Origin of the sequence: Microbacterium meiriae, assembly GCF_040686935.1 — a bacterium.
Lineage (GTDB): Bacteria > Actinomycetota > Actinomycetes > Actinomycetales > Microbacteriaceae > Microbacterium > Microbacterium meiriae.
Window position 1 is genome coordinate 37021 of the sequence record NZ_JBFBMF010000007.1, and the last position, 25277, is coordinate 62297.

At 66.7% G+C, this 25277-nt stretch carries 27 protein-coding genes; 10 read left to right on the top strand and 17 right to left on the bottom strand.

Annotated elements, in window-relative coordinates; genetic code table 11:
- Positions 1 to 465 precede the first annotated feature (465 nt).
- The 8 genes from AB0P08_RS16805 to AB0P08_RS16840 form a co-directional block, all read right to left on the bottom strand.
- Positions 466 to 1383, bottom strand: coding sequence for a carbohydrate ABC transporter permease (locus AB0P08_RS16805; RefSeq protein WP_280567041.1), 918 nt, complete (start codon positions 1381 to 1383; stop codon positions 466 to 468).
- A gap of 8 nt (positions 1384 to 1391) precedes the next feature.
- Positions 1392 to 2372 (bottom strand): carbohydrate ABC transporter permease, encoded by a 981-nt coding sequence (locus AB0P08_RS16810; RefSeq protein ID WP_062637302.1) that lies wholly within the window; start codon positions 2370 to 2372, stop codon positions 1392 to 1394.
- Between the two features lie 7 nt (positions 2373 to 2379).
- Complete coding sequence (locus AB0P08_RS16815; RefSeq protein WP_005052799.1) at positions 2380 to 3285, bottom strand: phosphodiesterase; 906 nt, start codon at positions 3283 to 3285, stop codon at positions 2380 to 2382.
- Between the two features lie 18 nt (positions 3286 to 3303).
- A complete protein-coding gene (locus AB0P08_RS16820; RefSeq protein ID WP_005052798.1) occupies positions 3304 to 4134 on the bottom strand; it encodes a tyrosine-protein phosphatase in 831 nt (276 codons plus the stop codon).
- On the bottom strand, positions 4131 to 5483 hold the full coding sequence (locus tag AB0P08_RS16825) for an extracellular solute-binding protein (RefSeq protein ID WP_280567048.1): 1353 nt from the start codon (positions 5481 to 5483) through the stop codon (positions 4131 to 4133). The genes AB0P08_RS16820 and AB0P08_RS16825 overlap by 4 nt, the downstream gene beginning before the upstream one ends.
- A 50-nt stretch (positions 5484 to 5533) precedes the next feature.
- Positions 5534 to 6673, bottom strand: coding sequence for an ABC transporter ATP-binding protein (locus AB0P08_RS16830; RefSeq protein WP_062637296.1), 1140 nt, complete (start codon positions 6671 to 6673; stop codon positions 5534 to 5536).
- Between the two features lie 102 nt (positions 6674 to 6775).
- Positions 6776 to 7366, bottom strand: a complete 591-nt coding sequence (locus AB0P08_RS16835) for an SIS domain-containing protein (protein WP_280571741.1) — start codon at positions 7364 to 7366, stop codon at positions 6776 to 6778.
- The gene (locus tag AB0P08_RS16840; RefSeq protein ID WP_164743636.1) at positions 7282 to 7755 is read right to left on the bottom strand and encodes a MurR/RpiR family transcriptional regulator; all 474 of its coding nucleotides are present in this window, start codon (positions 7753 to 7755) and stop codon (positions 7282 to 7284) included. The genes AB0P08_RS16835 and AB0P08_RS16840 overlap by 85 nt, the downstream gene beginning before the upstream one ends.
- A gap of 60 nt (positions 7756 to 7815) precedes the next feature.
- On the opposite strand from AB0P08_RS16840, the gene AB0P08_RS16845 reads away from it, so the two are divergent.
- Positions 7816 to 8166: a hypothetical protein gene (locus AB0P08_RS16845; RefSeq protein WP_005052795.1), complete on the top strand. Its 351-nt coding sequence runs from the start codon at positions 7816 to 7818 to the stop codon at positions 8164 to 8166.
- Positions 8167 to 8282: 116 nt separating this feature from the next.
- On the opposite strand, the gene AB0P08_RS16850 is transcribed toward AB0P08_RS16845, so the two are convergent.
- Positions 8283 to 8492 (bottom strand): hypothetical protein, encoded by a 210-nt coding sequence (locus AB0P08_RS16850; protein WP_045245741.1) that lies wholly within the window; start codon positions 8490 to 8492, stop codon positions 8283 to 8285.
- 302 nt (positions 8493 to 8794) lie between these two features.
- On the opposite strand from AB0P08_RS16850, the gene AB0P08_RS16855 reads away from it, so the two are divergent.
- Genes AB0P08_RS16855 through AB0P08_RS16865 form a run of 3 tightly spaced genes read left to right on the top strand, consistent with a single transcriptional unit; the run spans position 8795 to position 12116 of the window.
- Positions 8795 to 10114, top strand: coding sequence for an ISL3 family transposase (locus AB0P08_RS16855; RefSeq protein WP_522722888.1), 1320 nt, complete (start codon positions 8795 to 8797; stop codon positions 10112 to 10114).
- Between the two features lie 25 nt (positions 10115 to 10139).
- On the top strand, positions 10140 to 11078 hold the full coding sequence (locus tag AB0P08_RS16860; protein ID WP_181365679.1) for a cytochrome P450: 939 nt from the start codon (positions 10140 to 10142) through the stop codon (positions 11076 to 11078).
- 36 nt (positions 11079 to 11114) lie between these two features.
- Positions 11115 to 12116, top strand: coding sequence for a PDR/VanB family oxidoreductase (locus AB0P08_RS16865; protein ID WP_140955741.1), 1002 nt, complete (start codon positions 11115 to 11117; stop codon positions 12114 to 12116).
- A 26-nt stretch (positions 12117 to 12142) separates the two neighbouring features.
- Here AB0P08_RS16865 and AB0P08_RS16870 read toward each other — a convergent pair whose 3' ends face one another.
- Both AB0P08_RS16870 and AB0P08_RS16875 read right to left on the bottom strand, forming a co-directional pair.
- Positions 12143 to 12556, bottom strand: a complete 414-nt coding sequence (locus AB0P08_RS16870) for a TetR-like C-terminal domain-containing protein (protein ID WP_206398192.1) — start codon at positions 12554 to 12556, stop codon at positions 12143 to 12145.
- A 4-nt stretch (positions 12557 to 12560) separates the two neighbouring features.
- Entirely contained in the window at positions 12561 to 12725 is a 165-nt protein-coding gene (locus tag AB0P08_RS16875) for a TetR family transcriptional regulator (protein WP_206398191.1), read from the bottom strand.
- A 98-nt stretch (positions 12726 to 12823) separates the two neighbouring features.
- Here AB0P08_RS16875 and AB0P08_RS16880 point away from each other — a divergent pair, with 98 nt between their 5' ends.
- The gene (locus AB0P08_RS16880) at positions 12824 to 13990 is read left to right on the top strand and encodes an amidohydrolase family protein (RefSeq protein WP_018023057.1); all 1167 of its coding nucleotides are present in this window, start codon (positions 12824 to 12826) and stop codon (positions 13988 to 13990) included.
- 22 nt (positions 13991 to 14012) lie between these two features.
- On the opposite strand, the gene AB0P08_RS16885 is transcribed toward AB0P08_RS16880, so the two are convergent.
- From AB0P08_RS16885 to AB0P08_RS16910, 6 genes are all read right to left on the bottom strand, one after another.
- The gene (locus AB0P08_RS16885) at positions 14013 to 14840 is read right to left on the bottom strand and encodes an ABC transporter permease (RefSeq protein WP_018023058.1); all 828 of its coding nucleotides are present in this window, start codon (positions 14838 to 14840) and stop codon (positions 14013 to 14015) included.
- Positions 14837 to 15682, bottom strand: a complete 846-nt coding sequence (locus AB0P08_RS16890; RefSeq protein WP_018023059.1) for an ABC transporter permease — start codon at positions 15680 to 15682, stop codon at positions 14837 to 14839. The genes AB0P08_RS16885 and AB0P08_RS16890 overlap by 4 nt, the downstream gene beginning before the upstream one ends.
- A gap of 164 nt (positions 15683 to 15846) precedes the next feature.
- Entirely contained in the window at positions 15847 to 16707 is an 861-nt protein-coding gene (locus AB0P08_RS16895; RefSeq protein ID WP_127481857.1) for an ABC transporter substrate-binding protein, read from the bottom strand.
- A gap of 145 nt (positions 16708 to 16852) precedes the next feature.
- Positions 16853 to 18091 (bottom strand): IS256 family transposase, encoded by a 1239-nt coding sequence (locus AB0P08_RS16900; RefSeq protein WP_399552340.1) that lies wholly within the window; start codon positions 18089 to 18091, stop codon positions 16853 to 16855.
- Between the two features lie 33 nt (positions 18092 to 18124).
- Positions 18125 to 19024: an IS3 family transposase gene (locus AB0P08_RS16905; protein WP_280570276.1), complete on the bottom strand. Its 900-nt coding sequence runs from the start codon at positions 19022 to 19024 to the stop codon at positions 18125 to 18127.
- Positions 18985 to 19398 (bottom strand): helix-turn-helix domain-containing protein, encoded by a 414-nt coding sequence (locus AB0P08_RS16910; protein ID WP_363590604.1) that lies wholly within the window; start codon positions 19396 to 19398, stop codon positions 18985 to 18987. Before AB0P08_RS16910 ends, AB0P08_RS16905 begins: the two co-directional genes overlap by 40 nt.
- A 230-nt stretch (positions 19399 to 19628) precedes the next feature.
- Here AB0P08_RS16910 and AB0P08_RS16915 point away from each other — a divergent pair, with 230 nt between their 5' ends.
- Genes AB0P08_RS16915 through AB0P08_RS16935 form a run of 5 tightly spaced genes read left to right on the top strand, consistent with a single transcriptional unit; the run spans position 19629 to position 25122 of the window.
- A complete protein-coding gene (locus tag AB0P08_RS16915; RefSeq protein ID WP_280570270.1) occupies positions 19629 to 19898 on the top strand; it encodes a DUF6112 family protein in 270 nt (89 codons plus the stop codon).
- A gap of 40 nt (positions 19899 to 19938) precedes the next feature.
- On the top strand, positions 19939 to 21312 hold the full coding sequence (locus tag AB0P08_RS16920) for a conjugal transfer protein TrbL (RefSeq protein WP_280619751.1): 1374 nt from the start codon (positions 19939 to 19941) through the stop codon (positions 21310 to 21312).
- 6 nt (positions 21313 to 21318) lie between these two features.
- Positions 21319 to 22788, top strand: coding sequence for an SCO6880 family protein (locus AB0P08_RS16925; protein ID WP_280566083.1), 1470 nt, complete (start codon positions 21319 to 21321; stop codon positions 22786 to 22788).
- Positions 22789 to 22840: 52 nt separating this feature from the next.
- Positions 22841 to 23641, top strand: coding sequence for a hypothetical protein (locus AB0P08_RS16930; RefSeq protein WP_280566085.1), 801 nt, complete (start codon positions 22841 to 22843; stop codon positions 23639 to 23641).
- Positions 23638 to 25122: a putative type IV secretion/conjugal transfer ATPase gene (locus AB0P08_RS16935; protein ID WP_280566167.1), complete on the top strand. Its 1485-nt coding sequence runs from the start codon at positions 23638 to 23640 to the stop codon at positions 25120 to 25122. Before AB0P08_RS16930 ends, AB0P08_RS16935 begins: the two co-directional genes overlap by 4 nt.
- Positions 25123 to 25277: the final 155 nt, after the last annotated feature.

A 25277-nucleotide genomic window follows, 5' to 3' on the forward strand; every position in this document is an offset into this window, starting at 1 on the left:
CTGGCTAACGCACGTCCGGGCGCGCGACGAGGGAAGCCTGCACGTCGAATACGACGACGACGGTGCTCCGGAGCACGAGTACGCCGTACATGAGGTGACGCTAGTCCCGGTCCTTCTGCAGTGCTCCGTATATGAGTTGGTTCTCGACGGCGCATCCGATGAGCTCGCCGGACTCCCGAACGTTGAAGAGCGGGTCGGCGATTCGATCTACACCGACGCAGAGGACTACTACGTGACGGGACTGTGGGGCGACGATTGACTCGTGCGAGCGCGCGGTAGAAGCTTGGTCGGTCGTACGCGGCGCCAGCTTCGGCCAGCCATGGGAAGTCAACGAGTAGGGGCACGCTTGACGACGCCCGGAAGATCGCCCGCGACCTCCCGCTTGCGTTCGTCGCCCGCAAGGGGATCGGTGCAAGACGTCGCTGCTTTGGGTGGCTTGGTCAGTTCAGCCGTAGGGACGGTGCCTCACTTGAGTCCTGATCGCACGAAGGCGTCGACGACGTATCGCTGGAGGAACACGTAGATGAGCAGCACGGGCACGCAGGCGAGCCCGGCGGCGGCCATCGTCGCGCCCCAGTTGTTTGCCTCGGCGCTCAAGAAGCTGCGCACGCCGACCTGGATGAGTGCATCGCCCTGGCGCATGATGAGCGTCGGCCAGAGGTATTCGTTCCACGCCGAGATGAACGCCATGATCCCGAGCGCGGCGAGCGCCGGCTTCATGTTGGGCACGACGACGGTCCAGAGCGTGGCCCAGCTCGAGCGCCCGTCGAGGTGTGCGGCTTCGATCAGCTCGCGGGGGAAGGCGCGCATGTGCTGCACCATGAGCAGCACGGCGAAGGCTCCGGCGAGCTGGGGGATCACGACGCCCCCGACGGTGCCGAGCAGGCCCATCTGCGACACGAGCACATAGTTGGGGATCATCGTGACCTGGAACGGCACGAGCCACGACCCGATGAAGAGGAACATGAGCAGCTTGCGCCCGCGGAAGTCCCACATGGCGAACCCGTAGGCGGCGAGCACGGCGATGAGCAGCTGCGCCACGGCGAGCATGATCGACATCGCGAAGGTGTTCCACAGCATGTTGCCGATGGGGATGGTGTTCCACACGTAGGCGAAGTTCTCGAGGCTGAGCGGCCAGGGCAGCAGCGTCTGGTCGAGCGCGTTCTCGGGGGCGCGGAAGGCGGTGGCGAACATCCAGTACACGGGGAAGACACTGAACAGCGCGAGCATGATCAGCACGACGTGGCCGGCGATGGTGCCGAGGCGGGTGCGGGATGCCACGGCGACATCTTCCGCCGAAGCGGAAGCCGCCCGCACGCGAGCGCCCTTGTGCAGCACGGTGTCGGCGGCGAGCGCCGGCCCGGTGACGGTGACGAATGACATGGGTGGTCCTAGTTGTCGTAGAAGCTGAGCCGCTCCTGCAGCTCGAGGAAGATGAGTGCGATCACGCCGAACCCGACGAAGAAGATCACCCCGGCCGCCGACGAGATGCCCACGTCGAAGTTCTGGAACCCGAACTGGTACAGCAGGTAGTAGATGTTCGTGGTTGAGTTGGTGGGCCCGCCCTGGGTGAGCAGGTCGATGATCGGGTAGGTCCACTGCGCGGCGAGGAGGATCGTCATGAGCGACAGGAAGACCAGGGTCGGTGAGAGCAGCGGCAAGGTGATGCGTCCGAAGATGCGGCCGGCGCCGGCACCGTCGAGTGCGGCGGCTTGACCGTATTCGGGGCTGATGCCGGCGAAGCCGGCGGCGATCACGAGCACGCCGAAGCCCAGCATCTGCCACCCGACGATGACGATGACGGCCCAGATGGCGAGGTCGGGGTCGCGGAAGACGTTCGGCATGTCGACGCCGAAGTGCGCGAGCACGGTGGCGAATGCCCCCTGCTCGGCGAACAGCCACCGCCACACGGCGCTGGTGGCGACGGGGGTGATGAGGAACGGCACGAAGATCAGCGCCTGATAGAAGGTGCGCATTCGCCCCCGCACCTGCCGTGACATGACGGCGATCGCGATCGGCAGCACGAGCGAGAAGACGAAGAACGCGGCGATGTAGACGACGGTGTTCAGCAGCGCGGTGTGCAGCTCGGGCAGCGCCAGCACCTCGGCGTAGTTCGACCCGCCGACGAACGTCTTGGGGCTTGTGGGCAGCAGGTTCCAGTCGTAGAACGACAGGCCGAACGTCTGGGCGAGGGGACTGTAGGTCCAGAGGATGAGGAACGCGGTGCCCGGCAGCACATACAGGTAGGGCAGCAGGCTCTGGGGCCGAAAGCGCGAGCGGCGCACGACGGGCGCGGATGCCTCGGCCGGAGCCGCGCCCGCTCCCTCGGCCGGCGCAGCGGCGGCCGAGGGAGCGGAGACGGTGACGAACATGGGCTGACTACTCTCCCGCCGACGCGTTGACGGCGGCGAGCTGCTCGTCGGGGGTCATGTTCATGAACGCCTCGAGCATCTCGGGAGTCATCTCGTAGACGGTCGGGAACTGCCCGATCGGCACGACGGAGTGCAGCACCCGGTCGCCGTAGACGTGCACGAGGTTGTAGGACTGGCCGCCGTCCTGGCCGCGGGCACCGGGGTAGGCGACGGCGAGGTCCTGCGTGTAGCAGGTCGCCGACGCGACCGACACGGGCACGCCCGCGAACGTGCTGGTGGTCGAGTAGTGCAGGTGACCGCCCAGGATGCCGCGCACGTCGGTGCCCCGGATGACCTCGGCGAGGCGCTCCTGGTCGCGCAGCTCGACCAGGGCGATGAGCCCGATCGGGCTCGGCACGGGCGGGTGGTGCAGCGCGATGAGGGTGCCGTCGGGCGCGGGGACTTCGAGCTCGCGGCGCAGCCACGCCAACTGCTCGTCGCTGATCTCGCCGTGGTGCTGCCCGGGCACCGTCGAGTCGAGCGCGATGATGCGCAGACCGTTGACGTCGTAGACGCGGTCGACGGGCTCGGACTGGTCGGCCTCCTCGTCGAGCAGGCCGCGGCGGAACGCGACGCGCTCGTCGTGATTGCCCATCACCCAGATCACCTGGGCACCGAGCTTCTCGGCGGCGGGCTCGACGATGGCCCGCAGGCGCTCGTAGGCGTCGGGGCGGCCGGTGTCGGCGAGGTCGCCGGTGAACACGATCGCTTCGGGGCGGGCGTTGGCCTTGGTGAAGCCGTCGAACAGCTCTGCGAGGTTCTTGTCACTGTCGATGCGCTCGTGCAGCAGGTCGCCGTCGCCCACGAAGTGGGTGTCAGAGACATGCAGGATGAAGTGCTCGGGAGCGGGATGCTGGCTCGCGATGTGCGACATGGTGTGTGTTCCTTCCGATCAGACCGCGGTGGCGGCGGGGTCGATGATCACGGCGGTGAGACGCTCGAGCTCGGTGGGGGTGAGTCCGTGGGCGAGGAGGTAGGCGCTGATCGACCCGTGCTCGCGGTCGATGCGCTCGAGCAGCGCCTCGAGCACCTCGGCGGGGCTCTCGGTGATGAGTTCGACCATTCCCGCGGTCAGTTCGATGCCGCGCTGTTCGAAGACGGCGGTCATCGCGTCTGACCACTCGCCGCGCAGGTTCTCGGCGGTGGCGGCGTAGTCGGCCACGACGTCGTCGCGGTCGACCCCGGCGGCGGCGAGCGCGAAGGCCACGACGAGACCGGTGCGGTCTTTGCCGGCGGTGCAGTGCACGAGCACCGCGTCGTCGTCGTCAGCCGCGATGATCACCCGGATCGCGTCGACCAGCTGCGCCCCGCGCTCGTCGACGATGTGGTCGTAGACGGGCACGAGTCCGACGTGCGTGGTGGCCTGCGCGGCCGGGTCGGCGTCGTCGAACACGGGCAGGTGGTGCACGGTGACCTCGAGCCCGTCGACCGCGCTCGGCGCTGTGGCGCGCTCGTCGCCGCCGCGCAGGTCGATGATGTGGGCGACGCCGATCTCGGCCAGCCGGTCGCGACCGGTCGCGTCGATGCGGTGCAGAGCATCTGACCGCAGCAGCTTGCCCCACCGGCTGGTGCCGCCGGCTGCACGGTAGCCGCCGGTGTCGCGCAGGTTGTAGAGGCCGGCCACGGCGTGGCGACGCTCACGAGGCGCCGCGGTCGCGGCATCCGGCGACGAAGCGGCCGCGGCATCCGTCGCCGAAGGCGTCAGGTCGAGGTCGATGGTCATTCGATCAGCCCCTGCGCGCGCTCGGCGGCCTCGGTCATAGTGGCGGCCGGGTCGGCGCCGTAGAAGACCGCGTCTTCGATGGCGGTGGCGAGCACCTGGTCGACCTGGGCGTAGCTGTCGCCGGGGTACGACACCCACGGCTCGAGCGCGTCGAGCTGCTCGAGGTTGGGCTTCACGAGCGGGTTGGCTTCGACCCAGTCATAGAGCGGTCCGCCCTCGTCGGCCATGCTGCTGCGCAGCGGTAGGTACCCGATCTGGGTCGAGATGATCTCGTAGGCGCGGGGGCTGGTCATGAACTGCATGAGCTCCCACGCGGCGGCCTGCTTGGCGGGGTCGGTGGCGAACATCGCGAGGAACGAGCCCGAGTTGGTGGGCACGACCGCCTGGTCTCCGAACGCGGGCAGGGTGTGAGCGTCGAGGGTCCAGCCACCGGCCTCGGCGCCCATCATGAACGCGCCCTGCACGGCCGAGCTGTTGACGTGGATCGCGGTCTTCCCCTGCGCGAACGCCTCGTACTGGCTGGTGAAGTCCTCGTTGGTGAGCACGCCGTCCTCGTACATCTCGGTGAAGGTCGCGACCGTATCGATCGCGGCGTCCGAGCCGAACTCGATCGTCGTGCGGTCATCGCTCAGCACCTGGGCGCCGTTCGAGAGGAAGAGGCCCTGCATGCACCAGCTGCCGCCGGTGATCACGCACGACGCGCTCATCGAGGGGGCACCGGTGGACTCGGTGATCTGCGCGGCGGCGTCGGCGACAGCATCCCACGTCGACAGATCGACGGTCTCGGGGTCGAGGCCTGCGGCGGTGAACTGGTCTTCGTTGATCCACAGGATGGGAGTCGAGAAGACGTAGGGCAGGCCGTAGGTGGCGTCGTCCCAGTCGGCGAGCACGGCGGCGCGCTCGTGGTAGGGGTAGTCGCCCCCGAACTGATCGGCGAGGCCCTCGTCGCCCACGAGGGTGCTGAGGTTCTGCGCGCCGAGGGTGGTGGCGGCGAAGTCGAGCTCGTTGAAGGTCAGCTGCGCGATGTCGGGCGCTTGCCCGGCGAGCAGCTGCTGCTGCACGCTCGCGGCGGTGCTGGTCGACGGGCTGGGCTGGCCGACGACGGTAATGTTCGGGTTCTCGTCCATGAACTCGTCCAGCAGCTGGTTGATGGCATCCGACCAGGTGCCGACGTTCGCGAGGTTGTACGACTCGAAGACGATCTCGACCTGCTGGTCGTCGGTCAGCTCGGTGAGCGAGCCGGATGCCGCGGGCGCGCTGCCTGCGGCAGAGCCGGCGCATCCGGCGAGGGCGGCGGCGCCGACGATCGCCGCGGTGGCGAAGACGGCGCGACGGGCACGGGTGTTCATGATTTCTCCTGGGTAGGGGTGAGGGGCAGAACGAAGGGAGGGAAGGCGGCTCAGGCGGTGACGAGCTCGTGCGCGGCCGGGTCGGCCACGGGTGCATCGGCGACCCACTCGAGCCGGCGGCCCGAGGCCCGGTCGAACAGGTGCACGTTCTCGGGCGCGGCGGTGAGCACGATGTCGTCGCCGGGGGTGGCGATGACCTCGCGCGAGGTGCGCACGTAGACCTCGCGCCCGGCGACGAGGCACGTGACGATCTGCTCACCGCCGAGGTTCTCGACCAGGTCGATGCGGCCGGCGATGCGCACGCCCCGGGTGTCGGATGCCGCGTGCGCAGACGCGATCGTGAGCTTCTCGGGCCGCACGCCGAGCACGACATCGAGGTCGGGCACGTCTCCCGGCCACAGGCCGCCGGCGATGCCGTCGGCGGTGACGGCGATGCTGCCGTCGATCGTGACGATGCGGGCGTCGACGAGGTTCATGGCCGGGCTGCCGAGGAAGCCGGCGACGAACACCGACTCGGGCCGGTCGTACACCTGCTCGGGGGTGCCGTACTGCTCGATGCGGCCGGCGTTGAGCACCACGATTTTCGTCGCCATGGTCATGGCTTCGACCTGGTCGTGGGTGACGTAGACGAACGTGGCGCCGAGGCGCCGGTGCAGGGCGGTGAGCTCGTGGCGGGTCTGGGTGCGCAGCTTCGCGTCGAGGTTCGACAGCGGCTCGTCCATCAGGAACGCCTTGGGGTTGCGCACGAGGGCGCGGCCGACGGCGACGCGCTGGCGCTGCCCGCCCGAGAGCTCTTTGGGCTTGCGGTCGAGCAGGTGGCCGATCTCGAGGCTGTCGGCGACCTCCTGCACGCGGGTCGCGATCTCGGCGGCGCCGAGGCGCTGCGTCTTGAGCGGGAACGCGAGGTTCTTGCGCACGCTCAGGTGCGGGTAGAGCGCGTAGCTCTGGAAGACCATCGCGAGGTCGCGCTTCTTCGACGGGAGGTCGGTGATGTCGTCGCCGTCGAGGTGGATGCGGCCGGCCGTGGGCTCGAGCAGGCCGGCGATCATGCGCAGCAGGGTGGTCTTGCCGCAGCCCGAGGGGCCGAGCAAGACGACGAACCCGCCGTCTTCGATGATCAGGTCGATATCACTGACGGCGGCGGTGCTCTTGAAGGAGCGACCGACACCAGAGAGCTGGATCGTTCCCATGAGTCGCCTTCTGCAAGCGACCTGACGAACCGGGGCCTTCCCGCGAAATCCGCTTGCAGAGCTATTGCAATCGAGGAAAGTGAATTTCCTGCAAACGGAGTGTCAACGCCCATCGCCGTGGTCGTTAACGTCTGGCACGTCGGATGCCTCGGCGTCGGAGCCGTCGTCGGCGACGATGTCGAGCACCTCTTCGCGCACCGCGAGGCGCGCGCGGTCGGCGGCGTCGCTCATGCGGTCGGCGACGGCGATCTGCAGGGCGTTGAGCACGAGCAGCTGTACGAGCCCGCTGCCGAGAATGCCTTGATCCCACGCCTGGAAGCGCGCACCGGCGACGAGCAGGTGGTCGGCGCGGGTGGTGAGCGGGGTACGGGCGAAGCTCGTGACCCCGATCACGGTGGCGCCGGCGTCGACGGCGGCGTCCGCAACCGCGAGGGTCACCGAGTTGGCGCCACTCGAGCTGACGATGAGGCACACATCACCGGGGGCGAGCACGCGGGCGGTGAGGTGGGCGACCACGCCGTCAGCGGGCGCTTCGCAGGGCCGGCCGTTGACGGCGAACGCGACGGCCGACGCCTGGGCGGCGGCGTGCGAGGCGCCGGTGCCCGAGATCAGCAGGCGCGGCGCGCGGGCGATGGCGTCGGCAGCGGCGTCGAACGCGACCGGGTCGATCGAGGCGAGCGCGGTCTGCAGCATCCCACCCGCCCCTCGGCCAGCCACCGCAGAAAGCCCTCGGTGCCGGCGGGTGCGTCGGGCGCGGCGGTGGCGTCGGCGGCGAGGTCACGCACGAGCAGCATGCGCAGGTGCTGAAAGCTGCGCAGCCCCAGCGCCTGGGCGGTGCGGCTGACGGTGGCCGGCGACGTGTTGGCGGCTTCGGCGAGGTCGGCGCCCGACATGTCGACCACGTCGTGGGGTCGCTCGGCGCAGATGCGGGCGACGCGCTGCGCGCTCGGTACGAGCGACGGCAGGATCGAGAGGATGTGGTCGATGGTTCCGCCGAGCGGCGGCTCGTTGAGGGGCGAGTTCATGTAGCCGGTGATCACCTTTCGGGTTCGCCGCACATCGTATGGGCGCAATGCGACCACGACCCCAACCATAGGTGAACGCAGCGTTCATCGCCTCCGCTATCCGCGAAAGGCAATTTCATGACCTCCCTGCGTCCGCTCGAGCTCCCGAACAGTGCCATGCCCGCAAGGAAGTCGGCCAAGGGTGACTCGACCGAAGACGCCCACCTCGAGCGCCGCGATGGCGCCTACGATGACCGTCCGTGCGAGCCAGAGCCACGTGATCTGTCGATCCCGGCGGTCAAGCGCTCGAACGTTCCGCACGTCGATGTTCCGCTGGCGGGGGCGCCGGGGCAGCAGACACCGGTAACCAACGACGCGAAGAAGCCTGCCACGACGATGACGCCCGCAGCGCGGAACCAGAGGGCGGGGGCGACGCGCGAAACTGATCCTGCTCATGGCCCGATCAGACCGATGGCCACTCAGACGTGAAAGGGGAGACATCGCGCCCGGGCCGAACCGTCGCACGCTGACGTCCCCTCACCGCGCAGTGCCCGCAAGGGGATGGTAGATGGGCGAGCAGTTCTGGGACTCTGGTCGACGATTCTTCAGCTCGCCTGTGGAAGTCCCTGGGACAACGCCTGTCGGATTCTCCAAACAGGAAAACCGCTGAGCTGCGCAATCAAGTCCACATCGAACTCGTGCTCGAAGTAGGCCACCCGCACCGCCCGGATGCGCGACGGATTGTCACCGAAAGCCAGTGTGAACTCGGTGGCGTAGCGCTCCCAGACGCTGAACTCATACCCCGGTGCCGTCACGATGCATTCACCTCATCCCGGGTGCAACTCTCAGGAGTGGTCGCGGTGCTAATGCGATGCTACGACACCCGTGTTAACGCCAGGACACAAGGAGATTCCGGGAAAGCTCGCTACGCACGGTGTGCACCGATACGGGGATGGCCCGCCCGGGGTGCATGGTTCACACCGGGGTGACCAAGGGAATTGGGGGCTCTTCGGACATGCGGTGGGGGTGAGGCTCGCCGGGTGATGGTCGGCGGGTAGGGGTCGAGGTCCCCGAGGATCAGTAGCGCCAACTGCTGATCCATCACGAGGACCTCGACGTGCTTCACCCTACTTCGGGGTGCGCTGACGCGCGCTCTGCCGCTGATCCGTGTTACCGCTGCGATCTGCTGGTCGGTCTCGACGGCGTCCATGTCGAGCACGTTGACCGCCGCGACGGGCTGCTGATCGTCACCGTTTCGACACCGGCGGCGCCGACCGGGTGCCCGTTGTGCGGGGTCGTGGCGATCGGTCGAGGGCGCCGCCGTCGAGTGTTGCATGACGTGCCGGGCGTGACGCGGGTGCGGATCGTCTGGCGGCAACGGGTCTGGCGATGCGGCGACGTGGGCTGTGCCAAGAAGACGTTCGTGGAGCAGCTTCCCTCGCTGGTCGCTCGGCGCGGGTCGCTCACAAGGCGAGCCGTCGACTGGGCGATCGGGCAGCTGCGCCGCGAGCACGCCACGATCGAAGGACTACGTCGTCAGCTCGGGACATCGTGGAAGACGGTGTGGCGGGCTGTTGAGCCTGAACTGGTGCGGTTGGCAGCCGACGAGTCCCGGTTCGAGAACGTGACCACGCTCGGCGTCGACGAGCACATCTGGCATCACGTCGACCACCGCAAGCGGGGCCCGAAGGAACTGACCGGCATGGTCGACCTCAGCCGCGACAGCACCGGGAAGACGCGGGCCAGGCTGCTCGACCTCGTGCCGGGCAGATCGGGGAAGGCATACGCGTCCTGGCTCAGCGAGCGGGGCGAAGCGTTCCGAAAGAACGTGAAGGTGGCGGCGCTGGACCCGTTCGCGGGCTACAAGACTGCGATCGATGGCACGCTCGAAGACGCGGTCGCTGTGCTGGACGCGTTCCATGTCGTCAAGCTCGGCACCGCCGCCGTCGACGAGGTCCGCCGCCGCGTCCAGCAAGACACCCTCGGGCATCGCGGTCGGAAGGGCGACCCGCTCTACGGGATTCAGACCATCCTCCGTGCCGGGGCCGAGAACCTCACCGACAAGCAGCGGATCCGGCTGACCGCGGCAATCGAGGCCGATCCTGCGCACGACGAGGTGTTCGTCGCGTGGCAGTGCGCACAGCAGCTGCGCTCTGCCTACCACGCGAAGGACCTGACCGAGGGGCGGCGGATCGCCGAGAGGGTGGTCGACACGTTCCACACCTGCCCGATCCCCGAGATCGCCCGCCTCGGCCGCACCCTCCGCCGCTGGCGTTCAGCGTTCCTGGCGTACTTCACCACGAGCCGCGCGAACAACGGCGGCACCGAGGCGATCAACGGGATCATCGAGCTCCACCGCCGCCTCGCCCGCGGCTATCGCAACCGCGAGAACTACCGCCTCCGCATGCTCCTCACCGCCGGCGGACTCACCCCATGACCCCCCCCACCGGATGGGTGCGCCGGTGAGTGCGCGCGCGATCCGGAGCCAGATCGAGTCACGCATGCGGCCGACCGCGAAGGAGCTGATCGAGCAGCTGCGCGGCCAGAATGGTCGCGCCGAACTGATGGCGGACTACTTCGAGCCGATCGGCGTGCGATGCGTCGCGGACTCCTACGGGTTCTTCGATGTTCCTACGGAAACGCTTCGTCATTGGTTCCACTCGCTCAAGTCCGGCGCCATCAACACGGCGACGAACGAGGACGGTTCATTCGCGAACCCTGCGGGCTTCGATGCCGCGAACCAGACCCGCGACGAGATCCGCGAGTATCTCGAGCTGCGGTCCAAGGATGACCCCGAAGAGCCCGACAGTGTCATCGCCCGATGGGTGAAGGTGGACGCGCCGGATGGCACACCGTGGACCATCGACGACATCCTCCCCTCGATGCTCGTGGTGCTGCTGGGCGGGCTGCAGGAGCCGGGTCATGCCCTCGGCAACACTTTCCTCGGTCTCACGACCAATCCGGACCAACTCAAGCGTGTGATCGCCGACAAGAGCCTGGTGCCCAAGGCCATCGCCGAAGGGCTCCGCTGGATTGCTCCGCTGTGGGCCGGACCGACGCGCAGCGCCAAGCACGACATGGTGGTCCATGGAGTTCCGCTCAAGAAGGGCGACACGATTCGTCTCGTCTACGGCTCCGCGAATCATGACAGCAACACGTTCGAGCATCCCGAGCTCTACGACATCGATCGCGACAGCCACGCGCACCTTGCATTCGGCAATGGTCGACACAGTTGCCTCGGCAGCGCCATCGCCCCGCAGATCGGCCGCGTCGGCCTGGAAGAGCTCTTCTCCGCGTTCCCGAACATCGCGATCGATCCCGAGCAGCCGGCCGAAGCCATCGGCTGGCCGTTCCACGGCCCGCCGCAGCTGAATGTGATCCTGGACGACTCCAGCCGGTAGCCCGGGAGCCGTCGGCACCTATCGGAGCGCTAGGTAATGGCGATCGTTGAAGACGCAGTTCGCAAGGAGGCCAACGTCGTGTCTGTCGAAGAGACCACTATTCCGGTGGTGGTGGCAAGCAAGCATATGGACGGTGACTCCGTTGCCGTCCTGACGTTGCGCCGCCCAGACGGCAATCCCTTTCCGGCATGGACGCCCGGTGCGCACATCGACGTCATCGTGACTCCGGCGCTCACCCGCCAGTATTCGCTGTGCGGGGACCCGGCGGACCAGGACGTGTGGCAGATCGCCGTGTTGCGCGAGCCGCCGCCGAGGGGGCGCGGCGGATCCCAGTACATCCATGACTCCCTGGAGCTGGGAGCGCAGATCCAGGTGCGCGGTCCTCGCAACCATTTCGCGCTGAAGGATGCTGAACAGTACCTCTTCATCGCGGGAGGAATCGGCATCACGCCGCTCAAGCCCATGATCGATCAGGTCGCGGCAGCCGGCGCGAAGTGGAACCTCGTGTACGGGGGCCGTTCGCTGTCGACGATGGCGCTTCGCGCTGACCTCGCGCGGTACGGCGATCACGTGACGTACGTGCCCGAAGACGAGCTGGGCAGGATCGATCTGGATTCGTTGCTCGGAGCGCCCGTCGAAGGGGCGCTGGTGTACTGCTGCGGTCCAGGACCGCTTCTGGATGCCGTCGAGAACAAGTGCAGCGTCTGGTGGCCGGGATCCCTCCAGCTGGAGCGGTTCACCCCGCGCGACTCGGATCGTTCAGCGCACAACGAGGTGTTCGAGGTAGAACTCGCCCAGAGCGGCCTAACATTGACCGTGCCCCCGCACAAGTCGATCCTCGAGATCCTGGAAGACAATGGGATCCCCGTGCTCTCATCCTGTCGGTCTGGGGTCTGCGGCACATGCGAGACCGACGTGCTGGAAGGCACGCCGGAGCATCGCGACTCGTTCCTCACGGCCGAGGAGCGGGAGTCGAACGCGACGATGATGGTGTGCGTCTCGCGCTGCGCCGGACGCCGGCTGCTCCTCGACGTCTGATCCGCCTGCGCTCGCCGAACGACCCGTCATCGATATGTGCGGGGTCGGGTCAGCGGTAGGAGGATTTCGTCGACCATCGCGGCGATGTTGCCGGGATCTGTGCGTCCGGCCATGTGTTCCAGCACGAGCAGCTGCAGACCGACGGCCGCGACCCGGGGCGTGAGCGCGTCGCGGTCGACCTCGCCCCGCTCCACTCCTGCGCGCAGTACCCCGAGGATAACATCCATCAGCGGCTCGATCACGCGCTGCTGAACGGTCCAGAATAGCTCCGGGTGGTCGCGCCTTCGCGTCATGATGGGCTCGAGCGCGCGCCCACGCGGTTCATCGAGTGCTGCGGCGAACGCCGTGAGCACCGCTCGCAGATCGCCCGCGACCGTCCCCGTCGTGGGAGCCGTCGGTGGCTCGAAACCCGCCTCCGGATCGGTGAGCGCCGCGAGCACGAGTTCACCGGTGGTCGACCAGCGCCCGGTACAGCGATGCCTTGCCGGCGCTGGCACGCGCCGCGATCCTGTCGAACGCCAGTTTGTCGAGATTCGACTCGGCGAGCTCCTCCAGCGTCGCCCGATAGATCGCGCGCGTCAGCAGGGCACCTCGTCGCCGCGTCGTCATCCAACGATTCTTGCCTACGGGGAGCCGAGTCGTGGTACGTTGGCCGCGATAGTGAACAATAATGTCTCGTATCTACATCTCCTCGAACGGAGCAGTTCATGACGGATTCCACGCTCGGCGCAGTCTCTGCGACCGCGATCACGAACACCAGGGTCTTCGACGGACACAGTCTGAGCGCCCCCACGACGGTCGTCGTCCAGCCCGACGGGCGCATCGGTGACGGATCAGCGGATGCGGTCGTCGTCGGTGCCGCTGTCGTCAACGCGGAAGGTACGGTGCTCCTTCCTGGCCTGATCGACTGTCACATGCACCTGAAGGGGCGCGAGTCCCTCGAGACGCTCGCCACGTACGGTGTCACCACCGGCCTGGACATGGCGACATGGCCCGCATCACAGTTCCAGTCGTTGCGGGGACTGAGGGGAGTCGCTGACTTCCGCACCGCCGGCATGGCGGCGACATCTCAGGGCAGCACGCACAGCCGCATTCCGACCTATCCGGACGTCGCGCTGGTCGATTCCCCCGACAAGGCGGAGCGGTTCGTAGAGGTGCAGGTGGCAGACGGGGTGGATTACATCAAGATCGTCGCCGATCTGCCCGGTCCCACCCAGGACGTGCTCGATGCACTCGTGGCTGCTGCGCACGCGCGGGGGCTCAAGGTCATCGCGCACGCAGCCCTGTACGAAGCTGTGCGTATGAGCCTCGCTGCGGGGGCCGACATGATCACCCATGCTCCACTCGACCGCGCGCTCGACGATGCGACGGCTGAGACGATGCTCGCCCAGGGCACGGTGTTCATCCCGACCTTGACGATGATGAAAGGCATCGCCGCGAATCTCACCGCAGCGGGCGTTCCCGGTGTGAGCTATGCACCCGCCCACGAGAGCACGCGCGCGATGCATGCCGCGGGCGTTCCGGTCCTGGCCGGCACCGACGCCTACATCGGGTCCTTCACACGGGCATCGCCGCCATACGGCGAGAGCATGCACGACGAAGACGCCTACATCGGGTCCTTGACACGGGCATCGCCGCCATACGGCGAGAGCATGCACGACGAACTCGCTCTGCTCGTGGACGCCGGCCTGTCAACAGCCGAAGCGCTGCGCGCTGCCACCTCGACGGCCGCGCACGCGTTCTCACTCGACGATCGGGGGGCGATCACCCCCGGATTGCGAGCCGACCTCGTGCTGGTGGACGGCGATCCGCTCACCGACATCGCTGCCGCGCGTCGCGTTCTGCGTGTGTGGTGCGGCGGCATCGAGGTGTGAGGGCGTCCTCTCGACCGCGGTGTCACTCCACGGCGGTGTTCGCGCCGTGGTGCCACGCGAGCACCCGGTTCTCGACGACGATGAGCAGCAGGTTGAACACGTACCCGAAGATCCCGATGAGCACGATGCCCGACCACATGTCCGTGATCGCGAACGACCTCTGCGACTGAAGAACGAAGACGCCGATCCCGTTGCCTCCCGCCATCATCTCGCTCACGACGACCATGATGAGCGCGAGCGAAAGACTCGTGCGCATTCCGGCAAAGATCTGCGGAGCTGCCGCGGGAAGTGCGACCTGCAACTCGTAGCGGAACCAGTGGATGCCGTACACCCGGGCGGTCTCGCGCAGTCCGGGGTCCATTCCTCTGATTGCAGCTTCGGTATTGAGGAGCACGGGCCAGAGGCAGATGAAGGTGATCAGAATCACCTTCGCGGTGTCGTCGAGGCCCAGCACGATGATGACGAGGGGAATCAACGCGACCGCAGGGATCGCGCGCAGGAACTCGAGCACGGGTGCGAACATCGCCTGGAGGCGGTGCGCCTGACCGAGAACGAACCCCACGACCACGCCGATGACCACAGCGCCGATGAACCCGATCATCATCCTGGAAAGACTCGGCAAGACGTCGCTCGCCATCCGCGCGAAGAGCCAGTTCTCCTGGAAAGCGACTAGAACACCTGTGAGCGGCGGGATGAAATATAGACCGGCGGAGGCCGTCCAGACACCCACTGCGACGACCACGAGTACCGGGAATGCGACCTCGACGGACAGCAGTCGATAGCGCCGACGACGGATGGCTCTTGACTTGTCTGCCAGCGCCTCGGTCGTCGCAACATCCATGGCGGTCATGGTGCAGCCTCTCGATAGGTGGGGTGCCACCGGAGAAGGCGGCGTTCGACGATCTGGAGCAGGACGTTGAGGATGACGCCGATAAGCCCCGCGGCGAAGACCAACGCGTACAGCGTGACGACAGCGCCACTGGATTGGGCGAGCAGGATGTCTCCCCCGATACCTGGTGAGCCGATCACCAGTTCTGCGGTCACGGCCACGATTAGCGCAACCGTGGCAGCGATCCGAAACCCCGTCGCGAGATACGGCAGTATCGCAGGCAGCACGATGGAGCGAAGCTGAAGGCGACGCGGAATGCGGAATGACTGCGCGGTCGCCGTGAGTGTGGGATCGATTGCGCGAAGCCCATAGATCGTTTGAATGAGAAGCGGCCACAAACAGGCCAACGTGACAAGGAAGACCTTCGATTCCATGCCGATTCCCAACATCAGTATGGCAACCGGAATCAGAGCAACGGACGGTATCGGACGGAGGAACTCCACAACGGGTCGCGTTGCGGCGAAGAGATAGTCGTTGGTGCCGATGAGGAACCCCAAGGGCAATGCGATCACGATGGCGAGGAACAGCCCCATCGCCCAGCCCTGCATCGTTCCGCCCACACCCGCCCAGAAGACCGGTGTCCAGGCGAGTTCTAGGAGCCGTGCCAACGCCGTCGTCGGAAGCGGTACGAAGCGCTCATCGATGATCTGAGTGCTGACGAGCAGCTGGGCTGCGCCCAGCGTGAGCAACGTGCCGACGATCCCGTAGATCAGGCGGGACCGGAAATTCGTTGGCAACGGCAGGAGAGGTTTCCGACGACTGCCGGTGACCGGCGCTCGGTCCTTGACTGCGGCAACTGACATGTGGTTCTCCTTTGACCATGCAAGCGAGCCAAGCGATCGTCGATGATGTCGTCTGACTGAGCAGCTCGCTTCTCTCGCGATTCCGACCAGGGCAGCCCGGGTCACGACCGCTCCCGATGGGGAGCCTCCGCGCCCGGGCTCCCTAGGCAGCCCGGGCGCTGGAGTCATCCCTCCGCAGGCAGGATGTCCTCGATGCTGGGCGGATCCGTGAGCGTCCCATAGTTTGTCAGCAGCCCGATGATCACCTCGTACGAGTCGGGATCGAACTCGGTCGGCCACGTGGGGAGCACCATATCGGCGAGCACATCAGGGTCGACATCGGGGAGCAGTGTGCGCACTGCATCGCGAGCGGCCTGCTCGTTCTCCGAGGCATACGCATTGGCCTTGAGGATGGCGCGCTCGAATCGCTCCACGACATCCGGGTTGCTCTCCGCATATTGATTCGTGGTGATCCACTCGGTCGACACGAGCGGGTCTCCGCCGTTCACCTCGAGGAACGGGTAGGCGATGATCCTGGCACCTGCCTGGACCGCCGTGGTCTGGAAGGGCTCACTGATGAAGGCAGCGTCAGTACGCCCCGCTTCCAGCGCAGCGAAGGCGTCAGGGTATGCGATCTCGAGCGGCTCAAAGTCAGTCGCCGCAAGGCCTGCCTCCTCGAACGTCCCGCGAGTTAGAAAGTCGGCGAGGCTGTTCACCAAGACGACCCCGATACGCTTACCCGCCAGATCCTCGACCGACGTGAACGGACTATCCGCCGAAACGATCAGGGACTGGTTCTCGCCGCTCGTGGCGGCGGGAGCGACGACCCGGATCGGGAGTCCCTCGGACAGGGCCGGCACGGTCTGTGCCGCGCTCGCGAAACTGAACTGAACGTCGCCTGCGATCAGGGCAGGCACCAGTGCGCTGCCTCCGGCCGCAAACTGTGTGGTCACATTCAGGCCCTCTTCTTCGAAGAAGCCTTCATCGATGCCGACCTGCAGGCCTGCGATTTCCGACGCAGGCATCACACCGACGGTGATGTCCACGATCTCTTGCTGGTCGGAGTCGCCCGTGGGCGTCTCGCCGCTAGGAGCCCCACTGCAAGCCGATAGGGCGAGCACTGCTGCGGCGCTGGTGGCCAGCACCGCCATTGGGTGTGTCAGATTAACGGTGGATCTGGTCTGGCGCATTTCAGTTGATTCGGCCTTCGAAGGTGATCGCGAAGGCGTTGAGTGCGGGCTTCCACCTCGTCACCCAGCGTGCCCGACCCCGGCCGGTGGGGTCAAGCGACCGGGTCACGAGGTAGAGGCACTTCAGTGCGGCCGCGTCGTTCGGGAAGTGCCCGCGCGCTCTGACCGCGCGCCGGTACCGCGCGTTGAGGGACTCGATCGCGTTCGTCGAGCAGATGATCCGGCGGATCTCGACGTCGTAGTCCAGGAACGGGATGAACTCGCTCCACGCGTTCTCCCACAGCTGCCGGATCGCCGGATACATCGTGCACCACTTCTCCGCGAACTCCTCGAACCTCGCCCTCGCGGCGGCCTCGGTCGGGGCCGTGTAGACAGGCTTGAGGTCGCGGGCGATCTGGTCCCAGTACTTCCGTGACGCGAACTTGAACGTGTTGCGAATCAGGTGGATGATGCACGTTTGCACGACCGCGAGCTCCCACGTCGTGTTGATCGACTCCGGCAGCCCCTTCAGGCCGTCGCAGACGACGATGCAGACGTCCTCGACACCGCGGTTCTTGATCTCGGTGAGCACCCCGAGCCAGAACTTCGCGCCCTCACCGCCGTCGCCGGCCCAGATGCCCAGGATGTCGCGTTCTCCGGCCGTAGTGACGCCCACAGCGACGTAGAACGGCTTGTTGCGCACCTGCCCGTCCCGGACCTTCACGACGATCGCGTCGATGAACACGACCGGGTAGACCCGGTCCAGCGGACGGTTCTGCCACTCGGTCATCTCCTCGATCACCTTGTCGGTGATCTTTGAGATCGTGTCCTTGCTGACGCTGGCACCATAGACGTCGTCGAAGTGCGCGGCGACTTCACCCGTGGTCAGCCCGCGTGCGGTCAGGGAGAGAACGATCTCGTCGATTCCGTCCAGGCGGCGCTGCCGCTTGCGGACCATCTTCGGCTCGAATGACCCGTCGCGATCCCGGGGGACCTCGATCTCGACCGGGCCAATCTCGGTCAGCACCGTCTTCGACCGTGTCCCGTTCCGGGCATTCTCGCCCGTGGTGACCGCGTGCTTCTCATAACCGAGGTGCTCAGTCATTTCCGCTTCGAGCGCGGTCTCGAGCACCGTCTTCGTCAACCCGCCGAGCAGGCCTCCCGGCCCGACGAGGCTGACGCCCTGTTCCCTCGCCTGCGCGAGCAACTGCTCGGCGATCTGTTGCTGATCGATGATCTCTCCCGTCACAGGATCGATCATCTCGATGGTCTGGCTCATAGCCCTTCCTTTCGGTCAGGCCAGTCCCAGATCCACCGTTTTCCTGACAGTCCCCACCGGATGTCCGAAGAGCCCCTTGAGTGTTGAGTGAGCCCGTTCGGTGTTGAACCAGTCGATATAGGCGTCGATCGCGGTGGTAAGTGCATCAACGGTGAAGAACGTAGTGTTGCAGTAGAGTTCGTCCTTCAGGTGTCCGAAAAAGCTCTCCATCACGGCGTTGTCCAGACAGTTGCCCTTGCGGGACATGGACTGCTTTGCTCCTGACTCACGGAGTAGTCGCTGCCAGGAATCGTGCTGATACTGGAATCCCTGGTCCGAGTGAACGATCGGCGCATCGCCGTGCCGTACCCGCGTCAACGCTGATCGCAGCGAGCTATTGGTCAGGTCCAGGTTCGGGGAGATCCCAGCGGTATGACCGATGATCTCCCGACCGAACAGGTCCATCACCGTGGACAGGTAGACGCGCCGGTCCCTGACACGGAACTCGGTCACGTCGGTAACCCATTTCTGGTTCGGACCCGTCACTGTGAAGTCGCGCTTGAGGAGGTCCGGAGCGGTCTTGCTGACCTGACCCTTGAAGGAGTTGTATCGCTTGCGGCGGCGGATCTGACAGCGCAATTTGAGCTGGTTCATAAGCTTCAACACGGTCTTCTTCGATACCACCCAGCCGAGCTTGCGAAGCTCGTCGTTGATGCGGCGATGCCCGTAACGGCCCGTGTACCGGTCGAAGATCCGTCGGATCTCTGCCTTGAGCATCGCATGCTTGTCAGGCACATCCAGGCGAGCTTGATGATAGAAAAACGTCGACCGTGGCAGGTCTGCGGCCTTCAGTAGATCGGTGAGGGAGTGCTCAGCCTTAAGAGCGACGACGGCGTTCACCTTTTCCGTCGTTCCTGATCCCTCAAGGCCCTCAATTTTCCCAAGTACGCGTTCTCCGCACGCAAGTACTCGTTCTCACGACGCAACCGCTCCAGCTCAGATTCCTCGACCGGTGTAGCCGCAACTGCTCCTGGCGGGCGGCCCTTCGGCTTCGGACGTAGAGCATCTTCGCCCTCATTGCGGTACTTCTGTGCCCACGTCTTTAACAAGACCGGCGAGGACAACTCTGCCTCGCCGGCCAGTTCCATCGCCGACTCACCCGCGAGGAAGCGCTCTACCAGAGCGCGTTTGAACTCGAAAGAATACGACGGTTTCCCACGTTTTGGCACTAATGCTCCTCTGCCGCGGATCCGCCATCGTCGATAGAGGCGCCTGACCGGGTCGCGCGGCACGCCCAGCAAGGTCGACACCGCCGTATCGGCGAGACCCTCCTCGAACGACGCTACCGCCGTCAGCCGCTGAGCCTGACTTAGTGAACTTCTTGGATGCAAAGAAATGACCCCCGGGAGTTGAAACTGATTTCTCAGTCCAACTTCCGGGGGTCAGTTCACCTCCGAGGGCGGGCGCTCTTTTTCGTGTGGGTGGCAGCGGAGAGCACCTGACGGCAGAACCACCCAACGCCTCGTGAAGGAGAACTGCCGTGATCGACATCGACCCCAACTCCAGCGGCTTGCCGGGAATCGAGCAGCTGCGCGTCATCGTCGGCGCCGTCATGACCGTGGGCCTGATCCTCAGCGTTCTGGCGCTGATCGTCAGCGCGATCATCTGGGCCTACGGCTCTAACTCGTCCAACCCGCATCTGGCAGGCAGGGGCAAGATCGGCGTCTTGATCTCGTGCGGTGCCGCCGTCGTCTGTGGCGCGTCCGTGACGCTCATCAACTTCTTCTGGGGCGTCGGCCAAGCCGTGTGAACCCACCCATCAACAACTCCGATCCACTAGGAGGCTCGTGATGGGCGTGTGCGATATTCCCGTCATCTCCAGCGTTTGCGACGTGGCCGGCGAAGCCGCCGCGACACTGATCTCGGCCCCGTTCGACTGGCTCGCCAGCGCGATGGGCGAAGCCGCCGGTTGGCTGTTCGAGGCCGTCTGGACGGTCTTCGACAGCACGACGATGGTCGACGTCACCGGCGGCGAGTACGTGGGCGTCTACAACCTGATCTTCGGGATCGCCGTGTTCGTCATGCTGCTGTTCTTCTGCCTGCAACTGATCACCGGCATGATCCGGCGAGAACCCGCCGCGCTCTCGCGCGCCGCCCTCGGGCTGACCAAAAGCGTGCTCGGGTCGTTTGTCGTCATCACCCTGGTGGCGCTGCTGCTGGAGATCACTGACCAACTCGCGGTCGGGATCATCCAAGCCGCCGGGGAAACCACGGCCACGATGGGCGACAAGATCGCCATTCTCGTGGCCGGGCTGACCGCGCTGAACGTCGGCGCGCCCGGTGTCGGGGCGATCCTGACCATCTTCCTTGCGGCCTTGGCGATTGCCGCCGCCGCGATCGTGTGGCTGTCACTGCTCATCCGCAAGGCGCTGCTGCTGGTAGCCGTGGTGTTGGCCCCTTTCGCGTTCTCCGGGGCGTCATGGGATGCCACGCGCGGCTGGATCTCCAAATGGGCGATGTTCGTCGTCGCGCTCATCCTCTCCAAGCTCGTGCTTGTCGTGATTCTGCTGGTCGCGGTGACTCAGGTGTCGGCCCCGATCGACGCCGACCTGTCGAACATCGCCGACCCGCTCGCCGGGATCGTGCTGATGGCGCTGGCCGGGTTCGCGCCGTACATGACCTACCGGTTCCTGTCGTTCATCGGTTTCGACCTCTACAACTCGATGGGCACCGAGCAGGAGGCCAAGAACGCACTCAACCGGCCCGTGCCGACGCCGGGCAAGCCGCAGGGCGGCGAGCCGAAAAAGGTGCTCGACGAGGGAAGCAAGAACGGCGACAAGAAGGCCAGCAGCGGAAGCGGCGGTGCCGGTGGTGGCCCCAAGGCGAAGCCCACGCCTCCGCCGTCCTCAGCGGGCGGTGCGGGCGCGGGCGCGGGTGGTTCCGCTGGAGCCGCAGGTGCCGGGGGTGGCGCAGGTGCCGGGGGTGGCGCAGCGGCGGCAGGGCCAGTCGCCGCCGGAGTCGTGGCGGGTGCCGCCGTGGTCAAAGCGGCCGCGACCGCCGGGCCGAAAGCGGGCCAGGCGCTCGCCGGTCAAGCCGATCAAGCGGCGAGCGGTGCCGAGCAGCCGGGGTCGGCCCCGGTCACTCCGCACGCGCCGCCACCCTCGCAACCGCTGCCGAAAACCCCCAACAGTTCCCCGCCACCGCCGAAGCCGACCAAGGAGTGACCTGCGATGCCCAGCACTGAAACGGCCCACGAGCGCGGCGGCGAGCTGGTGCCCGTGAAGTTCTCCCGCCTCACGAGGCGCGGCATCCTGCTCGGCCTGTCGCTCTCTCAGCTGATCACCCTCGGTGTCGGCGGGGCGAGCCTCGTGGCCGCGTTCTACGGCGGCGGGGGTGCCCTGTTCGTCATCACCGCGCCGATCTGGGTGCTCGCTGCTGCGGTCACCTGGATTCCGGTCGCGGGCCGCCCGCTGGTCGAGTGGCTACCGGTTGCCTGTTGGTGGCTGTGGCGTAAGACAGGCGGGCAGCTGGCGTACCGGCGCAGGATCGTCACACCACGCCCGGCGGGAACACTCGCGCTGCCCGGCGACATGGCCCGGCTGCGCGAGTACGTCGATCCCGAGACCGGGGCCGGGATGGTGCACGACCCGACCGCCGGAACCCTCACCGTCGTCACCGAGATCACCCATCCCGCGTTCGTCCTGCTAGACCCCGGCGAGCAAGAACGGCGCGTGACCGCGTGGGGCCGGGTGCTGGCGACCGTGTGCCGTTCCGGGCGCATCGCCACCCTGCAAGTGCTGGAACGGACGCTGCCGGACTCGGGGCAGGGGTTGGCCGAGTGGTGGGCCGCGCACGGCACCGCTGACGGCTCGTGGGCGGCGACGACCTATCAGGAGCTGATCGAACGGGCCGGGCCTGCCGGGGAACGTCACGCGACCACGCTCAGCCTGTCGCTGGACATGCGGGCCGCCGCCCGCCAGATTCGCACCGCGGGCGGGGGCATCAAGGGCGCGGCGAACGTGCTCCGGCAGGAGATGGGTACCCTGTCGGCGGCGTTGCGCTCAGCAGACCTGACGAGCAAGGGCTGGCTCGGCACTGGACAGATCGCGGTCATCCTGCGCTCGGCGTATGACCCGGCTATTGCTGCGACGCTCGAACGTCACGGCGACCTCGGGCACGACCTGGCAACCGCCGGGCCGGTCGCGGTCACCGAGTCGTGGGGGCATCTGCGCAGCGACTCGGCCTATCACGCCGTCGTCTGGATTTCGGAGTGGCCGCGCTCGATGGTGCATCCGGGGTTCCTCTCTCCCGTGCTGCTCAGTAGCGGTATCCATCGGGCGTTCTCGCTCATCTGCACCCCGCTGCGCACCGATCAGGCTGCCCGCGACATTCGGCGCAAGAAGACCGAGTACATCAGCGACGCGGCACAGCGCGCCCGCATCGGGCAAATCGAAGACGCTTCGCAGACCGCCGAGTACCACGACGTGCTCCAGCAGGAGGCGGACTTGACCGCCGGGCATGGGGTGCTCCGTTACACCGGGCTGATCTCGGTGTCTGCCGACTCGCTCGAGGAACTGGAAGCGGCAGTCGCCGCGATCGAGCAGGCCGCGATCCAAGCCTCGTGTGAGACGCGCGTGCTGGTCGGCCAGCAGGCGCAGGCGTTCACGGCCGCTGCGCTGCCGTTGTGCCGCAAGGTCTGAGCCGTCGGGCGCACCTCGAAGCCATCCGCACTGATTCATCTGGAGGCCCGACATGCCTACGTTCGACGACCCGACCGCCGATGCGGAGGAAGCACGCCAAGCGTTGCGCGGTCTCGCGCACGCCACCATGCGCATCGACGATCCCGACAAGCTCTACGGCATCGTCGGGGAACTGCTCGGTGCGGCGCGCTCGCTCGAACAGTCGCTCATCCAACTCGGCGGGGCCAGCCTCACCTATCAAGGCCGCGCTGCCCATGACGACGGCGATCGCAACCTCGGTGCTGCTGACGCCTGGGCTGCTGCCGACGCACTCCGGCAGGCCGCTGGTCACGTTAGCGCCGCCGAGAGCGCGCTCGATCAGGCGTCCGGGCATCTGGGTCGCATCGCCTGGCATCCCCCGCAGCGGCAATGGGTGACGGTGGTGTTCTTGCAGGGCGACGAGGCCGGGCAGGTGCTCGACCTCATCGACCGCGACGGCACCGACGCCGCGATCGAGCATCTGCGCGGCTTCGACTACGGCGACGAGACCACCAATGCGGCGCTGGCGAACGAGCATGTCTACGACGTGCCCCCCACGAGCGCGAATGACCGAATGGTCACCGAGGGCGAGTATGCGCTGACCTACAGCCCGGCGTTCGGGTACGTCGCGCTGTACCGCGCCTACACTCCACCCGCCGACAGCACGCCGGAGGGCGACGGCCCGCAGAACGCGGGGCCTGCCCAAGATGCGGTGAACGCCGAGGCCGCGCGGCGGGCGCTCGATGAGCGCCGGAACCGGGTGCGCGGCGACGGGTCTTGGTTCACCCCCGACCGCATCGCGGACATCAAGCGCAACCGGGGGCTGGAGCGATGAGCCCCCGTGAGGATGAGAAGCTGCACGCCTCGGTGCTGGTCGCCCCCGCGAAAGAGCGGCGACGCTACCGCAAGCAGCGCCGACAGGCCGCGAACCAGCTGCACCGCGAGCAGCGGCAGCAGCGGATGGACGAGGCTAAGGCCCGTGCCGAAGCGGAGAAAGCCGAGCGCTCCGCATGCCAGTATCTGCCCGCCGCCGGGGAACCCGGCCCGTCGATGCTGCGCACACCGGGCCGCTTCCATCTGCCCCGGCATCAAGACACCTCCGCCACTCTGTCGGGCGCGTACCCGTTCGTCGCGGAGGGCGGCCTCGGCTCTTCCGGGGTCTTCGTCGGCCAAGACCTCTACAGCGGTGGCTCGTTTGTCTACGACCCGTGGGTGCTGTACGCCAACGGCGTCATCACCGCACCGAACGTCGTCTTGGCCGGAATCGTCGGCTCGGGCAAGTCCTCGCTCGCCAAGTCCTTATACACCCGAAGCCTGCCGTTCGGGAGGCGCGTGTATGTGCCGGGCGACCCGAAAGGAGAACACACCGCCGTCGCGGAGGCGGTCGGCGGGCGTGCTATCGCGCTCGGGCACGGCATGGCCAACAGACTCAACCCCTTGGACGAGGGCTATCGGCCCTCGAACTTCACGGACGCCGAGTGGGAGAGCACCGTGGCTGCGCGCCGCCGCGACCTCATCGGCGCGCTGGCCGAGGTCGTCCTCAATCGTGCTCTCACCCCGCTGGAGCACACCGCGATCGACACCGCCCTGACCGCGACCGTGCGGGAGAACGCCGTGCCGATCCTCCCGATGGTGGTGGAACGCATCCTCGCCCCGTCCGACGACAGCGACGGGCGACTGATCGAAGATGGCAGGATCGTCGGTCACGCTTTGCGGCGTCTGGTCGCCGGTGACCTCGCGGGGTTGTTCGACGCCCCCTCGACGGTCAGGTTCGACCCGACGCTGCCGATGATCAGCCTCGACCTGTCGCGGGTGACGGAGAACAGCACGCTCATCAGCGCGCTCATGACCTGCTGCTCGGCCTGGATGGAGTCTGCTCTGCTCGACCCGGCAGGCGGGCAACGGTGGGTGATCTACGACGAGGCGTGGAGACTCATGAGCCATCCGTCGCTGCTGAAACGGATGGATGCGCATTGGAGGTTGGCGCGTCATTACGGCATCGCCAACGCCTTGATCTTCCACAAGCTCACCGATCTGGAGAACGTCGGCGATTCCGGCAGTGCGATGCGCTCGCTCGCCAACAGCCTCCTGGCGAACGCAGAGACCCGCATCATCTACCGGCAGGAGTCCGACCAGCTGGGCGTCACCGCCAAGACCCTCGGACTGACCACCACCGAGCGCAAACTGCTGCCCTCCCTCGGAGTCGGACAAGGGCTGTGGCGCATCAAGGAACGCAGCTTCGTCGTGCAGCAGCAGTTGCACCCTGCCGAGCTGGAACTGTTCGACACGAGCGCCAGGGCATCGGGGAAAACCTAGATGTTCCGGTGAATATTGACGGTTTTGGCGGGAACTTCCGCCCGTGCCGTTGTATTGGTGTGGGTGCGGGTGGATGTTCGAGGAACTGCTTCCTCCGTGACTGTACCGCGCCCTCCGGTGCGGGTGTCGTGAGGGTTCCGGGTGCGGGAGTGCCG

Excerpts from the sequence above, each read along its gene's own strand:
- AB0P08_RS16805 (WP_280567041.1), bottom strand. The coding sequence starts at position 1,383 with ATGTCATTCGTCACCGTCACCGGGCCGGCGCTCGCCGCCGACACCGTG.
- AB0P08_RS16810 (WP_062637302.1), bottom strand. The coding sequence starts at position 2,372 with ATGTTCGTCACCGTCTCCGCTCCCTCGGCCGCCGCTGCGCCGGCCGAG.
- AB0P08_RS16815 (WP_005052799.1), bottom strand. The coding sequence starts at position 3,285 with ATGTCGCACATCGCGAGCCAGCATCCCGCTCCCGAGCACTTCATCCTG.
- AB0P08_RS16820 (WP_005052798.1), bottom strand. The coding sequence starts at position 4,134 with ATGACCATCGACCTCGACCTGACGCCTTCGGCGACGGATGCCGCGGCC.
- AB0P08_RS16825 (WP_280567048.1), bottom strand. The coding sequence starts at position 5,483 with ATGAACACCCGTGCCCGTCGCGCCGTCTTCGCCACCGCGGCGATCGTC.
- AB0P08_RS16830 (WP_062637296.1), bottom strand. The coding sequence starts at position 6,673 with ATGGGAACGATCCAGCTCTCTGGTGTCGGTCGCTCCTTCAAGAGCACC.
- AB0P08_RS16835 (WP_280571741.1), bottom strand. The coding sequence starts at position 7,366 with ATGCTGCAGACCGCGCTCGCCTCGATCGACCCGGTCGCGTTCGACGCC.
- AB0P08_RS16845 (WP_005052795.1), top strand. The coding sequence starts at position 7,816 with ATGACCTCCCTGCGTCCGCTCGAGCTCCCGAACAGTGCCATGCCCGCA.
- AB0P08_RS16865 (WP_140955741.1), top strand. The coding sequence starts at position 11,115 with ATGGCGATCGTTGAAGACGCAGTTCGCAAGGAGGCCAACGTCGTGTCT.
- AB0P08_RS16875 (WP_206398191.1), bottom strand. The coding sequence starts at position 12,725 with ATGACGACGCGGCGACGAGGTGCCCTGCTGACGCGCGCGATCTATCGG.
- AB0P08_RS16880 (WP_018023057.1), top strand. The coding sequence starts at position 12,824 with ATGACGGATTCCACGCTCGGCGCAGTCTCTGCGACCGCGATCACGAAC.
- AB0P08_RS16885 (WP_018023058.1), bottom strand. The coding sequence starts at position 14,840 with ATGACCGCCATGGATGTTGCGACGACCGAGGCGCTGGCAGACAAGTCA.
- AB0P08_RS16890 (WP_018023059.1), bottom strand. The coding sequence starts at position 15,682 with ATGTCAGTTGCCGCAGTCAAGGACCGAGCGCCGGTCACCGGCAGTCGT.
- AB0P08_RS16900 (WP_399552340.1), bottom strand. The coding sequence starts at position 18,091 with ATGATCGATCCTGTGACGGGAGAGATCATCGATCAGCAACAGATCGCC.
- AB0P08_RS16920 (WP_280619751.1), top strand. The coding sequence starts at position 19,939 with ATGGGCGTGTGCGATATTCCCGTCATCTCCAGCGTTTGCGACGTGGCC.
- AB0P08_RS16925 (WP_280566083.1), top strand. The coding sequence starts at position 21,319 with ATGCCCAGCACTGAAACGGCCCACGAGCGCGGCGGCGAGCTGGTGCCC.
- AB0P08_RS16930 (WP_280566085.1), top strand. The coding sequence starts at position 22,841 with ATGCCTACGTTCGACGACCCGACCGCCGATGCGGAGGAAGCACGCCAA.
- AB0P08_RS16935 (WP_280566167.1), top strand. The coding sequence starts at position 23,638 with ATGAGCCCCCGTGAGGATGAGAAGCTGCACGCCTCGGTGCTGGTCGCC.